Annotated in this window: 13 protein-coding genes; 3 read left to right on the forward strand and 10 right to left on the reverse strand. The window is 55.5% G+C overall.

Annotation, left to right across the window (positions count from 1 at the left end; all coding sequences use genetic code 11):
- Window positions 1-8: 8 nt before the first annotated feature.
- Window positions 9-242, forward strand: coding sequence for a hypothetical protein (locus HDE77_RS14170; RefSeq protein ID WP_184418202.1), 234 nt, complete (start codon window positions 9-11; stop codon window positions 240-242).
- 323 nt (window positions 243-565) lie between these two features.
- Here the strand turns inward: HDE77_RS14170 and HDE77_RS14175 are convergent, their stop codons facing one another.
- The gene (locus HDE77_RS14175; protein WP_343206121.1) at window positions 566-1,507 is read right to left on the reverse strand and encodes an MBL fold metallo-hydrolase; all 942 of its coding nucleotides are present in this window, start codon (window positions 1,505-1,507) and stop codon (window positions 566-568) included.
- Window positions 1,508-2,236: 729 nt separating this feature from the next.
- Between HDE77_RS14175 and HDE77_RS14180 the strand changes: the two genes are divergently transcribed.
- Window positions 2,237-2,848 carry a protoglobin domain-containing protein gene (locus HDE77_RS14180; RefSeq protein ID WP_184418204.1) on the forward strand — a complete coding sequence of 204 codons (612 nt, stop codon included), beginning with the start codon at window positions 2,237-2,239 and terminating at the stop codon, window positions 2,846-2,848.
- Window positions 2,849-2,932: 84 nt separating this feature from the next.
- Window positions 2,933-3,703, forward strand: coding sequence for a haloacid dehalogenase type II (locus tag HDE77_RS14185; RefSeq protein WP_184418206.1), 771 nt, complete (start codon window positions 2,933-2,935; stop codon window positions 3,701-3,703).
- 202 nt (window positions 3,704-3,905) lie between these two features.
- On the opposite strand, the gene HDE77_RS14190 is transcribed toward HDE77_RS14185, so the two are convergent.
- The 9 genes from HDE77_RS14190 to rhtC all read right to left on the reverse strand — a co-directional run bounded on the left by HDE77_RS14190 (window position 3,906) and on the right by rhtC (window position 13,774).
- Window positions 3,906-4,247, reverse strand: a complete 342-nt coding sequence (locus HDE77_RS14190; RefSeq protein WP_184418280.1) for a carboxymuconolactone decarboxylase family protein — start codon at window positions 4,245-4,247, stop codon at window positions 3,906-3,908.
- Window positions 4,248-4,730: 483 nt separating this feature from the next.
- A complete protein-coding gene (locus HDE77_RS14195) occupies window positions 4,731-6,347 on the reverse strand; it encodes a GMC family oxidoreductase N-terminal domain-containing protein (RefSeq protein WP_184418208.1) in 1,617 nt (538 codons plus the stop codon).
- A gap of 72 nt (window positions 6,348-6,419) precedes the next feature.
- Window positions 6,420-6,635 carry a 2-hydroxymuconate tautomerase family protein gene (locus HDE77_RS14200; protein ID WP_184418210.1) on the reverse strand — a complete coding sequence of 72 codons (216 nt, stop codon included), beginning with the start codon at window positions 6,633-6,635 and terminating at the stop codon, window positions 6,420-6,422.
- Between the two features lie 67 nt (window positions 6,636-6,702).
- Window positions 6,703-7,173: a hypothetical protein gene (locus HDE77_RS14205; RefSeq protein ID WP_184418212.1), complete on the reverse strand. Its 471-nt coding sequence runs from the start codon at window positions 7,171-7,173 to the stop codon at window positions 6,703-6,705.
- A gap of 511 nt (window positions 7,174-7,684) precedes the next feature.
- Window positions 7,685-8,242 carry a cytochrome c gene (locus HDE77_RS14210; protein ID WP_184418214.1) on the reverse strand — a complete coding sequence of 186 codons (558 nt, stop codon included), beginning with the start codon at window positions 8,240-8,242 and terminating at the stop codon, window positions 7,685-7,687.
- On the reverse strand, window positions 8,214-9,527 hold the full coding sequence (gene soxC / locus HDE77_RS14215) for a sulfite dehydrogenase (RefSeq protein WP_184418216.1): 1,314 nt from the start codon (window positions 9,525-9,527) through the stop codon (window positions 8,214-8,216). The genes HDE77_RS14210 and soxC overlap by 29 nt, the downstream gene beginning before the upstream one ends.
- Window positions 9,528-9,921: 394 nt before the next feature.
- On the reverse strand, window positions 9,922-11,814 hold the full coding sequence (locus tag HDE77_RS14220) for a hypothetical protein (RefSeq protein WP_184418219.1): 1,893 nt from the start codon (window positions 11,812-11,814) through the stop codon (window positions 9,922-9,924).
- 270 nt (window positions 11,815-12,084) lie between these two features.
- On the reverse strand, window positions 12,085-12,591 hold the full coding sequence (locus HDE77_RS14225; RefSeq protein ID WP_343206122.1) for a transposase: 507 nt from the start codon (window positions 12,589-12,591) through the stop codon (window positions 12,085-12,087).
- 547 nt (window positions 12,592-13,138) lie between these two features.
- On the reverse strand, window positions 13,139-13,774 hold the full coding sequence (gene rhtC / locus HDE77_RS14230; protein ID WP_184418221.1) for a threonine export protein RhtC: 636 nt from the start codon (window positions 13,772-13,774) through the stop codon (window positions 13,139-13,141).
- Between the last annotated feature and the right edge of the window lie 426 nt (window positions 13,775-14,200).

Consider the following 14,200-nt stretch of genomic DNA (forward strand, 5'->3'; position numbering starts at 1 on the left):
ATGAAGATTTGCAGCAGAAGGACATAGGGATCGACGGCAAAGGCCTTGCCCAAGAGCGGATATCTTTGATTTTACATAATATACATTATGCGAAATTGGCACTACTGGCGTGGTTCCTGCTTATCGCCCTCGCGGCCCTTGCCGCAGCTCAAAACAGCCCTCCGAAGCAATTAGGACAGCAATTGCTCGGCATATCCGTGTCGCAAACCCGATCCGACAAGGTTTCCCAATTCGCTTCTTAGGCTGAGGGGCCCATCCCCGACTTTTACACCTTACTTCGATGCGTGTTTTGGTGTTCAGCGCATTGAAAGTTCGGCAGCTACCGCAGAAATCTTCCGCAATCTTCGCCCATAGAGTTCGCACTGATAGAAGTCCACCAAGAAACATCGACGGTGCGGAAATCAACACACTCAATCTTTGGCTGCCGTGGATGCTGTGGCCCATACCGGATTCACTCATTTCATGGCCAGCTCGGAGCCTGGTCGCAGGCACGGTCACCCTACCCCCGATAACCTGCCCTAATCACTTGCGTTGCCTTGCCTTGCCTTGCACTCGCTCAGCGGCCTTACAAGCTCAGATAGACAATCTTCGCAAAAAGATCTGGCTTGACGATAAAGCCTCCCCATTGAGCGTCGAATGGTGCGGTCGGCTTTGAAGCGACCACCTGATCGAGCGTTTTGCCCTGGGCCTTAAGCATGGCCACGCGATCGCGAATCCCTACCAACATGTCGCGAAAAGCTTTCAACTGCGCTTTGTTGCCCACCGCGCCATGGCCGGGAACAATCAGTGTGTGATCGGTGATATTGACCAGATAGCTATCTACCGCGCTGATCGTGCCGTTGATCTTGCCACCGTGCTCGTAGTCGATATAAGGATAAAAGCCGTTCCAGAATGTATCGCCCGTCGCCAGCACGTCCTCTTTGGTAAAGTAAACTGAAATATCACCGTCCGTATGGCTTGGTGCCAGCGGTGTCACCACGATGTTGTCGCCGTCGAAGTTGTAGGTCTTCGCAGCGGTCAGAAGAATGGTGGGCATACCATCCTTAGTGACCGGCGGAAACGTATGGTTCCAGTTTGTAACTCGTGATGCCTGCGCCAAGTGCTTGGCAGTATTCGGGGTCGCGATAACCAGCGCACCAGCTTCGTGCAACCAAGCGTCGCCGTCACTGTGGTCCCAATGCCAATGCGTGTTGACTACATATTTTACCGAGCCTGCTCCCAACGTGTCCAAAGCGTTTTGAATCGGCTTTTTGGACAATGCTATTCCTGCCTCGACCATGAACTTACCATCGGAACCAGTCAACACGGTGATGTTTCCGCCGGAACCTTCCAACTCAGTGACACCCCCACGCAGAGGGTGTACCGTTATCCGGCCACTCGCCGCTTCGGCGTTGACCTGCTCGAATACGCCAGCTACCACTGGCAAAGATAGTGTGGAGATGACCAGGACGACGACGGCCATAAGGCTCGCCAAGCGAACTTTCGAAACGAATTTGGGATTAGTCACGGAATAGGTCCTTATAGATTGAACAATCTATCTTGTGAAAATTAATAAATGATTCACACGACCGTCGATTTGACTATGTGCTATTACTCTACAATGTAGCTGCCGCAAATTTCATGCGAGTAGCGCGACACTAAATTATCCATTGTAATATTTTCGTGAAGGTAAAAATAACCATGTCGCATAGCAACTTATTTCCGCGTGGCGTTACTGACTCGGACAAAACTTAACCTACGTAAGCTATGCGCGTATCACTCTTCATGCGACGAGACAGCTACCACTTTAGTGTTAGACGATGAACTCTCATCGCCATCGTCGCCCGGTGCAGAATGTTTTTTGGAGGTCGAGCGGCGTATGGCATCTATAGAAGTCCATTTCGCTTAACGGATACCACTTAAGTAGTATGCACACACAATCCAGAAGTGTGATTTTTCGAAACGTAAATATCTGTATTTTTGACTCTAGATTTAGTAAACCACTTCATTACAAGCAAAGTTATTTAATTCAGGCATTTTCGAGCTAAGTCGGCTTAAGCCTCTGAGCATGAGGTGACTACTGGTGTTGATAGAGATCGACCGCCATCATGCTGACCGTCATGTCGCAGAGAGGTCCTAGCGATGAAATTCAATCGCAGCGACGGACCTGAGGTTTCCGTAGCTTCATAAAATTTCACCGATGATCCAACCAATGGTGACTGTGTAATGAGAGCCAATTTATTCGGGTTAGACGTCCATGAATAGCAATGCGAACGACATCTCTGGATATACCTACGGAACGCCGGCCATCGCCGTTTCATCCGCGACGCTCAATGACCTTCAGCGACTCAAGACGTCCGTGGGCTTTACGGAGGATGATGAGCGCTCGTTGCTTTTAGCGGGATTCGTTTTAAAGGATGATGTCGAGCGCATCGTGAAACACTGGCGCGCCAACATTATTGCTGGAATTCCCCATCTCGCAAAGCACTCACGGAACCTCGATGGATCTCCCTCCCCTGATTACCTTGCGCGCAGCAATCGCCGATTCGAACAATGGATCATTGATACCTGCACACGTACCTACGACCAGGACTGGTTGAACTACCAGCAAGAGATAGCGCTGCGCCATACGAGTGTGAAGAAAAATCAGACCGACAACGTTGTCTCTACGCCTTACGTTCCCTACAGCGACATCGTTGCTTTCGTGGCTGTTCTCAACGAAACGATAAAGCCATATTTAGCGGCCAAGGGACATACAGAATCTGAGGTATCTAGCATGCATAAGGCTTGGATCAAGTCGATGCACATCCAGATGGCGCTTTGGTCAAAAACCTATATGGAAAGTGGCGAGCACGGCAAAGAATGGTGACATTGCCGCATACCCACGTTTTTTCCTCGACGTTAAGGAAAACGAGAAGAGGCTTCGGTTCTCGTACTGAATTGAGTAATCATCGTGCTTAAACGACGCGACTTTCTGAAAATGACGTCTGCTGCGGCTGCTATGGGAATGGTGAGCACAGTTCCTGGCAAATCAACGTCAGGTGATTACAAGACAAAAGTGGTGGCCTTTGACGCTTTTGCGCTCTTCAATGCGAACAGCGTAGTTGCAGCCGTCGAAAAAATGTTTCCTAAACGCGGAGCTGCGCTAAGTCTAGCGTGGCGAGCCGCGCAATTTGAGTACACGTGGCTTCGTAACAGTATGGGTAAGTACGACAACTTCTGGAACGTCACGCGTTCGGCGCTTCGACATGCAGCACGAGCCAGTGACATAGCAATAAACGATGCCCAGTCCGACGAGCTGATGCAGTCGTACCTGAGCCTTCGAGCCTGGCCTGACGCTGCACAAACGTTGGATCGATTGAAAGAGGCAAATATCAGGCTGGCAATTTTGTCCAACTTCACTTTAGATATGATGCGTCACTGCGTAGTGTCGTCTGGTTTGGAAGGTAAGCTGGACGCGCTCTTAAGTACTGACGAAGTGGGGTTCTTCAAACCCGCCCCTCTGGCATACCGAATAGCAACTACAGCATTCAAAGTCACGAGACCGGAAGTGCTGTTCGTTGCATTTGGGGGATGGGACGCGGTCGGTGCCAAGGCTTATGGCTACCGTACCTATTGGGCAAACAGAGCGTCGGCGGCCAGCGAGGACATGGGTTACCAGCCAGACGCCAACTCTGCCAGCTTGGATCGGCTGGTTTCGTTTGCCACAACGGGAAATTCTTGAAGCTCTCGTCTCTGGCGCCACGTGGACAGAACTCGCTTGTCTTCCAGGCCAGAGAGCGCCTTGTAAAGATTTCGCCGTTCTGAGTGCGTATTGATTGTGTCGCATTCGACGTCCTTTGACATGCGAAGCGACACGACCTATCAATTTCGGCCCCACGGGACAAACAATCAGATAAGACATCATCCCTTTTTAATTGGACAGCTCAAGCTGCGCTGTGCGCGCTAACAGCATCCATGACCCGGGCCGAATAGACCATCGCTGCGCCGGCGTTCAACGCCACCGCCACGCCCAATGCCTCTGCAATCTCTTCGCGACTGGCGCCGTGCTTCAACGCCGCACCCGTGTGCACGGTAATACAGCCATCGCAGCGATTGGTCACGGAAACAGCCAGTGCAATCAATTCGCGCGTCTTGGCGTCGAGGTGCCCAGTCTTTTCACCGGCGCCCGACAGTGTTTGGTAACCAGCAAGGGTGTCCGGGCTGAGTTTGCCCAGCTCGCCAATGCGGCTCATCAATTCTTTGCGGTATTGCAGCCAATCAAGCATGAGGTTGTGCTCCGGTTCGTTTAGCGGGAGTCGATCCATGGCGTTAACCAACAACGTTAGCTTACGCCATAAATCGAGCGGATTAATGGTGAATAGACGCAATAAGCAGTTCGATCGTCTCAACGAATTCTTTCAGTCGACCAGTTGATCCGGCGCATGTGGGCGCCAGCATGAATATTTACTGCCTGATGGCTGGATCCTTGGCGATGGATCACGAAACGATACAGGTTGAGAATGCAATTGTTTTTGCTCAGTGCGCACCTACAGAATCGAGCAATTTGAATCTACAGCGCCAGTGATACTACAAATTCGATCGGGCCTACATACCTTGCATTCTGTGGGTGTCACCGCACGGCATTTGATAGATTTGCGCTGACCTCGTCATGAGGTTGTAGAAGGCGCATCGGCACCGCCGCCGACTTCAGAACCCCCTGGTGAAATTCGCCACAATCTCACTGGAGCGGTGGAGTGTTTTTCATCGGACTAGTGCCTGCGGTGCGTCATTAATTCACTGGCGATCTCTCCGATCACCACGCACGGTGCCATGGTGTTACCCGTGGTGACGCGGGGCATGACGGACGAGTCCGCAATGCGAAGTCTTGAGACGCCATGGACGAGTAGCGTCCCGTCGACAACCGCACCATCGTCCGTTCCCATCCGCGCGGTGCCGCATGGGTGCCAGAAGGTGGTTAACCCGTTCCGCAAAAATTGCTTCAGCTTCCCATCCGACAAAGCTCCAGGAGCGACCTCCCCTCCTCTGAAGTCCTTCAAGGCGCTTGAGTTGCCAATCGCACGGACCATGTTCAAGCCCTCAATCAGGTCGGCAAGGTCTTGGGGCTCCGCCAGATAGTTCGCGTTGACCTGTGGCGCGTCCGAGGGCTGGCCGCTCGCGAGCGAGACACTCCCGCGGCTTTGTGGTCGCATCCCGACCACCATGGACCAGCAATCTGGCGACGGTTTGAAGTTCGATGCATTTTCTGGCGTGATGATCGGGCTCTGGATTGCGTACGAATAGAAGTTTGGGCTGTCCAAATCGGCACGAGATTTCCAGAAACTTGCAACCTGCGAACGTGGAATTTGGGGGGGGCGATCGTCGCCGTTCTCCCAGACACAACCGAAGGACACATGGTCGTGAAGATCCTTGCCCACGCCAGGCAGATGCTGCACTAACGGTATGTTGAATCGAGAAAGTTCGTCTCCATCGCCGATGCCTGACAGCATAAGAATTTTCGGCGTGTTGATAGCACCCATCGACAGCACGATCTCGACGCTTGCACCCACGCTCAGTTGCTCTCCACGATGACTGAACACAACTTTGGACGCCACGCGGTCCTGGAAGATGATTCTTTTCACTAAAGCTCCCGTCAGCACCGTCAGATTGGATCGACCCATCAGCGGACGGACATAGGACTGGAATATGGAGCATCGCGAATCGCCGACCACGGTCTCATCGACAAATGCGCAACCACCGTCGGACTCCATCATCTCGCCGTTTGGATCCGAAAATTGACGGAGTCCGCACGCCTGCGCTCCAACGAGGAACTGGTGAGCGAAAGGGGCCGGATTCACGGCGTTTCGGACGGGGACCTTGCCTTGGCGACCACGATATTCGCCGGCGTCCTGGCCTGAGTATGCCTCGATAACTGATTTGTACAGCGCAAGGACAGAGTCGTAGCGCCACGACGCGTTATTCGCCACTTCAGCGAAATGGTTCCAGTCCGCCTGGTGACCGCGCGACCATGTCGATACATTAATGCTTGACCCACCTCCCAGCACCTTGCCCATTGAGTAGTCGATGGCGCGACCGTCCAGATGAGGATTGGGCGTGCAACGAAATCCCCAGTCCAGATCGGTTCCTAACGTGTAGGGCCATAGATTTGGATCCTGAACGAGCGGACTGTCGTCGTCGGCGCCAGCCTCCAGTAAGAGCACCTGGACGTCAGGATTCTCGGCCAGCCGAGCCGCGACAACTGAGCCGGCCGTGCCGGCTCCGCAGACGATGTAGTCGTAATGCTGTTTGATGTTCGAGGCCAAATGCGCCTGATTGGCTTTAGCAGCGGCGTCGAAAGTAGCGTCGTTCTGTTTCGTTTTTTGGTTCATGGGGGGTATTCGCATTAGTTGTAATGGCGAAACGCCGACCAGGCGGTCAGATCGTTCCGTATGCTGTTGAATTCAGGCTGAGGTTGGCTCAGGCGAGGTTGCCCTGATCTCCGCCATCGTCCTGCCACCAACGCCCCAGTCATCAGCGCTAATTTCTGTCAATACGATCGTGACAGCGCGTTCCGGCACCTCAAGTGTTTGCACGGCGATATCCGCGACCTGTTTGATGAAAGAGCTTTTTTGCGCGGGCGTGCGACCGCTTAGCATTTGCACGGAGATGATAGGCATCGAGATTTCCTTGGGTGGCAAGCACCCCGCCAGCGGGCGGAGCGATTCTGGACGTGTGGTGCCGACTTCAGTGGAATTTCGGACACAACGCGTAGTCGATTTTCTTGTTGTCGCGAGTGAGGGCAAATGCGCTCCGCGATTTGATTCGGACACTCTGGAAGACAGTCGATGGTACGGTGGGTGTGCCGTCGCCAAACGCTCGGCATGTCGTCTTCACGCTGTACGACAGGCCATGCTGACCGAGGATGATGGTTTGGCAATCCGAATCGTGCGGGCCAGAGAACGAGCGTCCATCGAATGTGATCACGGCTGCAAATGCGGCTCCTTCGCAAGCTTTTCTGCTCGATACCACGTACGCTCCTGTGTTGATCGGCAATAGCGCATCGGCTGCGTGAGCGAACCCGACTGCGAAGATCATGATCAACAGGAAGCTGGATCGAAGAGGCGAAAAATTCATGACGATCTCTCTGCGGAGTTTGGCAAAGGGTTGCATCGACGAAAGCGCAAAAAGGCGACGATTTGAGAGAGAGTTTTCCATTTCGCACCACGGTCGCGCATCCTCTCCCAGAGGAAGATTTTCCTAACCCTTCGGGGCGATCCCGTTCAGGTGATGAAACGCAAAAAACTGCGTCCAACGTGTCATACAGAGTCTGTACTCTAGGCTTGACCAGACTGCAGCGGCGGCCTTGATGAACACTTCAAGAGGATCGAACAAGAAATTGAGACGCGCGAGCGGAAGGTCACGCTTCTTCCTAAGCAATTAGTCGTCTCGTGGGTTGGATGCCAGTCATCAGTTACCGATGGGAGCGTTCGTTCACGTCGTCGTCGACCAACGTTCCCTACTCACGCATCGATGAAATGGCGCACCACAATGGGAGGTTAACCTTGCATATGCGAGCTTTTTCCATGATTGGCTTTTTGCTCCAAGCTCCCACGTACGCCAGGGTCAGAGGATGTGGCGTCGATAGGCTGCTTTCGACGGAATCGCACGACATATGCCATCCCTAATCTGACCTGTTGTTGGACGTACATCTCCCGTAGAACGGCTTCTACCTAGAGTTGGTGACGTGCACGAATTCAGGCTCGGGCACGAAGCCGTCGCGGTTGGGCATCTTGATGCGGAGGAGCGAGGCTTTGTAGAGTGTGGCGCCGTCCGGCAGGATGCCGTTCAAGTTCAGCAGGTAGGCCTCAACCGCATAGGTGTCGTCGATACTCAGAGAACCTGGCGAGGTATACGGCATAGCCCGATGGATGTAGTCGAACAGCGTGGTGGCATAAGGCCAAAAACTGCCGATGGTTTTCACTGGCTTGTCCGTCGCCAGGCTGCCCTGGCCGCCGACCAGACGGTCCTTGATCCCGCCCTGCCCGTTGAGGCCGTGGCAACCGAGGCAGTTGGTGTTGTATACCGTCTTGCCTCGGTCCACCGTGCCCTTGCCCTCGGGTAGTCCGGCGCCGTCGGGACGGACGTCGATATTCCACAGCTTGATATCCTCTGGCGTCGCAGGGTGCCCAACGCCGTAGTTGGGCGGTGCCGCGACCGCCAGAGTGCAGGCGAACAGGGCCGCGAGCGCAGCCGTGTTACGACAGAGCGTTGTGAACCTTGCCATTGGAATCGATACTCCAGGTCTGCTGCGCGTTGTAGTGAAACAGCGCGTTAGTACCCACCCGGGCGATGAAGGACTTGCGGTCAGGCTGGATGTTGCCTTTTTCGTCTGTCGAACGACTGACGATCTTGGTCGGCTTGCCATCCCACATCCAATCCATTTGAAAACGGGTTTGCGCCTTGTACAGCACCGGCTGATTCAGTTGAGCTACCTTCCAGGTCCGGCCCTCGTCCGTGCTTACTTCAACCTTGGCGATCTTGCCGTGGCCACTCCAGGCTAGGCCGGTGATGCGCTTGTAGCCGGGACGAACTTCCATCATGCCGGAGGGCGAGGTGATGACAGAATTGGTGTCCATCCTTAGCTGGAACTGAGTCGCCAAACCATCGGGGCGCAGCTGCGTGTAGCGGTCGGTTTCCCAGCGCGTCATCCATGGCCGGTCGCCGAACTTCAGACGGCGCAACCACTTGATATTCAAGTTGCCCTCGAAGCCCGGCATGATCAGCCGAATCGGAAAGCCATGCGCCGGCCGAATGGGCTCCCCGTTTTGACCGTAGGCAACCAGCGCGTCGTTAAGTATCTCATCGGTGAGGGGGATGCTTCGGTCAACACCGGCGCCATCACCACCTTCGGCAAGCATCCACAATGACTGGCGATCCACGCCAACCATATCGACCAGCAGCCTCAGTGGCACACCCGTCCATTCAGTGCAGCTGACCAGACCGTGGGTGTTTTGCACAGTCAGGTTTTCGTCGGCCTTCTTCCAGTTCTCCCAGCCATTGCCCGTGCACTCGACGAAATGGATGAGAGAAACCGAAGGCAGCGCCATCAGGTCGTATACGGTAAGCACCAAGGGCTTCTTCACCATGCCATGGATCAGCAAGCGGTGCTTGGCGGGGTCTATTTCTGGTACGCCCGCATGACTACGCTCGTAGTGCAGGTCAGAAGGCGTGATGATGCCAACCAATTTGTCCAAAGGCGCCTTGGAGTTGATCGCGTTGACCGGATCAACATTCCTCATCCCTGGTCCTGCCTCCGGGATACGGCTGATCTGGACGTACTTCGAGCGCTCGCTGTACTTGCCCAGCAGGTCGCCCGGGCCACGGGGCGGCACGTCTGCAAGACTGTCCGCCATGGAACGCACCCAAGGTGCCGCACCGGGCAAAGCCGCAAGGCCGATCAGAACCTTTCGGCGTGTGAAGAGACGTTGCTTCGAGCTGGATTCATTACTGCCGAATACCCTGCCCTTGTCGTCAGCATCTCTCGTGTTGTCTCGATCTTTTGGATCCATCGCTCGCTTCCCTCTCCAGCAGCGGGTCAATGCCAGCAAGTGCGCTTGCACTCCCCGTTCGCCAATGCGTTCACGATCGAAATGCGCAACCCTTTCGATCGGATCATGGCCAATGCCTCCTGCCTCACATGCACGATGTTCATGCAGATCTCCAGGCCGTCCGGTCAATGCGTTGGACTAAGGATCAATAGTCAAGGCATCCCGTAGCCCGTGGTCGGCGACCAACTGCAGCCATGCATGGATTCCCCCACCTATAACCATGCCGCTTCCCGTGTGAAAGGTGCATCAATCTTCTACTGTCACGTCCTCTATTTCGCCGATCATCGAGATCGTTCGAAGGCACGGCGATCTGCGACTGAGTGTGTCAAGAGACCCCTCCGCTCGGTAACTGCGGTCATGTCGCGCTGCGGTCGCACGGTAATTCATCCGTATCGGGACCAAAGTGCCTATTCAGCCTGTCGTTGAGGCGATCGATCATGCCGCGCAGTGCACCAACCTCCCTATTCCATTCGCCATCGGTTTTTTCTCGCTGGAACGCGATCACCAACGCGCGCGCAATCGGATCTGCAATAGCAAGCAACGTCTCGCGCTCTTCCTTGTTGAAGAAGCTGCCATCCGGACGCGGGCCCAGCAGCAACCAGCCGAGCAGACCGACGTCGTCGGCATATAACGGCACGCGAATGGGGAAAGCCGGATCGGTGCGGTCACAATAGAGCCGTCGGAAATGACTGGGCTGTGCTGAATCCTTCGCTAGCCATGCGCGCACAGTTTTGTCGTCGATGCCTTGGGCACTCAACACATCATTCTCTATGATTACTGCGCCGTGATCGGCGTGCACTCCCTTTTCGATGCGAGCGAGAGCGGTATTCGCAAGTGTCAGAGGTGTCGCAGTTTCGCGCATGTCCGCGATAAGCAAGGGTAGGCCGAGACGGAGATGGCCGAGTTGGCTGCGAAAGCGATGCTCAGCCCATAGCGTCACGCGATGATGCAGCGGTCCGATCATCACCGCCGCAATGGCCGCCCCTGTGCCACTTGCGATGGCGCCCAAGCGCTCTCCGAAATATTCTTCGCCCAGCATTTCGATCGCCTTTTCTGCGCCAGCGAATATCAACAGAAGTGCGAGAGAAACTATGCCAAAGGTGATGGAGCGGGTGATCGTTTCGTCTGCGTCATACAGCCGGTAATGCAACAGTGAAATCGTGATGGCGATCATCAGCAGCGCGTTGAGAAGGGCGATGACCAGATACTGAAGAATCGTAGTCCATATGTCCGCAGAAAATGTTGAGGCATTGTCGGAGAATATTTCCAGTATCACCAACGCAACGACACAGACCAGTGACCAGAAGAAGCCAAGGAGAGCCCAGCGAATTTGCTGCCGACCGGTGCCGGCAGGCATCGAACGATGACGGATGACGATCAGTGCGATGGCAAATGCCATGATCAGCAGAAAGATGACATTTTGGATTTCAGGAGATAGGCCGATGTGCGAGTAATTCATTGCCGGAACTACAATGGCAGCGGCTATGACAACAGCCCAGGTCCAACGAGGCTTGAGGCACCCGTCAGGAAACAGGGCCAGCACTCCGATAAGCAGTACAAAGGCCGGAACATTGGCGTGTAGATGAACTTCGGTCCAAAATCCTGGCACGCTTTGATACCAGGAACTCGTGTCACTTGTAGCGAGCACCAAGCTCAGCATCATCATTGAGGCCCAGGGAGCAAGGCGATCTCGTGATCGTCGGATCATGAGCCACACAGCGCACGTTATTACCAATGCGATGCGCAGGAAATCAACACCGCTAGTCAGAAGGACGTCGAGCGCCGGGTTTAGGCCCATAGCTTCCAGAGCCTGCCGCCGATGGAGCGGATCTCTCGTTAGCCGATAGCGCGATAGCTGGCCCAAACGCGACCGCGCCTCGATCATGACACTGCCGCCGACAGGCCCTGCCAACTGTGCGTCGATTGTTTGCCGGTCTGCACCGACGGGCTTTCCATCGATCATGACCAAGCGGTCGCCTGGGTGCAGCCCCGAACGGACTGCCTCATCGCCGAGGACGAGGCGGACCGTTGGCCATCGCGCGTCGGCGACCATGATGCCGACAAGTTGCGTTGGCGAGGAAGTCGCACGGCCAGGGCGCAGGTCCTTCCAGGCGCCCGAAATACCACCGGTTAGACTCAACGCCAACAGGAACCACCACACAACCATGAAGACAACTCGCAACCAACCGTCAAGCGGTGCCAGCTCGCGCGGGAGACGGAGTCCGTTAAGGTACTTCATGCCGTTCATTGAGCGCCCCCGCCGTACCCTTGGCCGTTGCAATCGAGAATAGACATATAGTGACTTCTTGTGGCGAAAGGGAAGCCCCAAGCGGAACACGCGACGGTGTCGTTTTAAAAAAAAGCGTTTTGAGCTCTCGGTTAGGTAATTTGGGCTAGCAGGCTGTTGAGAATGCCCCATGCGGCGCTGTCGTCATAGATGTAATCTATGAAATGGGCGGTGCAAGGCAGTCGCTATCACCCACTTTCCAGCCAGCAGGCGCACGTTTCCCGTCGTCGTTCACGTCGGCGACGGATCCCACCACTCTCCGATGCCGCCGAGCCGGATCAGGTTGTATGCCGCGAACGTCCAGGTCACCCAGCCGCGCACTTTGGACGGGGCCATCAACGCCAGTTTGCGCAACCCGCCGATGGTCTTGATCCAGCCGAAGCCCTGCTCGATGCGTTTGCGGATTTGCAAGCCCATCGCATAGCCCTTGCCACGTGCGGCACGTCCGTCGATGGCGCTGCGCCGTCCCTTGGTGTGGCGGGCGATGTGGGGTTGGATGTCGCGTTGCTTCAGTGCCGCGACGAAGTCCTTTGTGTCATAGCCTTTGTCCGCGCCGAGCGTGGCACCAACCTTCGCGCCAGCAGCCGTCAGCAGATTCAGCGCACCCTCGTGCTCGCCAGTGCCGCTGGCGTGGCGCACGTCCACCGCCACCAGCAGGCCGTGGCGATTCTCCATCAGGGCATTGGCCAGATAGCTCAACTTCGCTTCCTTGCCCTTGCCTTTGCGGATCAGGCGCACGTCCGAATCGGTGGTGGAGGCGTGCGTGTCGTTGCTGCGCTGGTCGCCGTGGAAGTCGTCACCATCATCACCGCTGCCGTCTCATCAAGCTTCGGGCTGTTGGCAAGGTGCTAATTGTTCGACTGAAGAAAGGGGCGCTCACACCGCTCCTGCAGGAGCACCCCGAGATTGCGAAGGATATGCTGGACGGACTACTGAACTATCAAGCAAAGGTCGCCGAGATCGTCAGAGAGATACCCGTCAATGGGAAGGACCAGGGAAGCGTGGTTCACCGGTTGCTAGAAGGAATACGCAGGATGCATGGCCTTCTTCGCTGAGCATGGATGGCCAAATCGTCAATGGTTGCAATCGGCGTAGATTTCGACAATTTGAAATGAGATGCCAGTGAAACACTGTCAGAGACACCTAACCAAGCCTTCGGCGAGTACGAAGCGGAAGCTTTAGTCCCTGCAACCGCCAAGATCTATCGCTAAAAACCACATCGGACGTCTCGTTTTCGAGAACGGGAAGATCAAGTTGTTGCCGTGACACCGCGCATCTGCGCGCGTCAGGCGCCGCGGCGCGCGAAGATCAGATGCAGCCCAAACAACACGAAAACCGCACCGGCAAAACCGTCGATCCAACGCGACAACCGCAGGTAGCCGCTGCGCATGGCCGGCAGTGCAAAAAATGCCGCCACTAGCGAAAACCACAGCAGCGTCTCAGCCACCACCAGGGTCCACACGCCCCAGCGCGCGCCGCCGCTGATGTGGTCGCCGAGAAACGCCGAGAACACGCTGCCGAAATAAATCACGACTTTCGGATTGGACAGATTGGTCAGCAAGCCAGCGCGAAATGTGGCAAATTCACCCTGCTGCAACGGCGAGTGCTCTACCTCTTGTGCCGCTACATTGGTCGACTTACGCAGCGCACCACGCAACATCTTGATGCCCAACCAGCCTAGATAAAGGCCGCCCGCTATGGCAATCAGGCGCTCCAGCCAGACTAGTCGCTGCAACAGTAACTGCAGCCCCAAAAGGGCCAGGGTCGCCCATACCGCGACGCCGAGAGTGATGCCCACTACGCCGAAAAACGCCTGCCGCCGCGAGCGGCTGATCGCCGTCTGAGAGACGAAAAAGAAATCAGGGCCCGGACTCAGCAGGGCAATCAGCTGGACCAACGCGATGGTCAGGAACAAATTCATGGCAAGTCTCCGACTAAATACCTGACTATTCTAAAGTAGCGGTCAATACCCCCGATGCAAGCCGCAACACAGCGCGCTCCGCCCACGACGGTCCTCTAGGCTGTTGTTTTTCTACGACTTTGGGGTACCCCTCAACACCGCCGCAGGGGCGGGCACCACTCAGAATGGGTCCCACAGGCGATTGGCCGTGGCAATTTGCCACGCTTGCTCCGTGCCGGCACCGCCGCCTTACTGTGAAAGCCCGTGAGCCTTAAGACCCACCTCGTCGCCATGGATGTCCTGTAGCCTTTTTGTGCTGGGCTCTTGGTTGAACACCATCGACGCGTATTGGTTGCCGATCTGAAATGCGATGGGAAGCACAGCAGCGACGACCTGCTCGATGCAGTGAGTGCCTATTGCAAGAACGCCCGGTGATGAGCCGGGCGT

This window comes from Rhodanobacter sp. MP7CTX1 (genome assembly GCF_014205795.1).
Taxonomy (GTDB): Bacteria; Pseudomonadota; Gammaproteobacteria; order Xanthomonadales; family Rhodanobacteraceae; genus Rhodanobacter.

Bases quoted from the DNA above. Each gene is read 5' to 3' on its own strand.
- HDE77_RS14180 (WP_184418204.1), top strand. From the start codon at position 2,237: ATGAATAGCAATGCGAACGACATCTCTGGATATACCTACGGAACGCCG.
- HDE77_RS14190 (WP_184418280.1), bottom strand. From the start codon at position 4,247: ATGCTTGATTGGCTGCAATACCGCAAAGAATTGATGAGCCGCATTGGC.
- HDE77_RS14195 (WP_184418208.1), bottom strand. From the start codon at position 6,347: ATGAACCAAAAAACGAAACAGAACGACGCTACTTTCGACGCCGCTGCT.
- HDE77_RS14200 (WP_184418210.1), bottom strand. From the start codon at position 6,635: ATGCCTATCATCTCCGTGCAAATGCTAAGCGGTCGCACGCCCGCGCAA.
- HDE77_RS14205 (WP_184418212.1), bottom strand. From the start codon at position 7,173: ATGGAAAACTCTCTCTCAAATCGTCGCCTTTTTGCGCTTTCGTCGATG.
- HDE77_RS14210 (WP_184418214.1), bottom strand. From the start codon at position 8,242: ATGGCAAGGTTCACAACGCTCTGTCGTAACACGGCTGCGCTCGCGGCC.
- soxC (WP_184418216.1), bottom strand. From the start codon at position 9,527: ATGGATCCAAAAGATCGAGACAACACGAGAGATGCTGACGACAAGGGC.
- HDE77_RS14220 (WP_184418219.1), bottom strand. From the start codon at position 11,814: ATGAACGGCATGAAGTACCTTAACGGACTCCGTCTCCCGCGCGAGCTG.
- rhtC (WP_184418221.1), bottom strand. From the start codon at position 13,774: ATGAATTTGTTCCTGACCATCGCGTTGGTCCAGCTGATTGCCCTGCTG.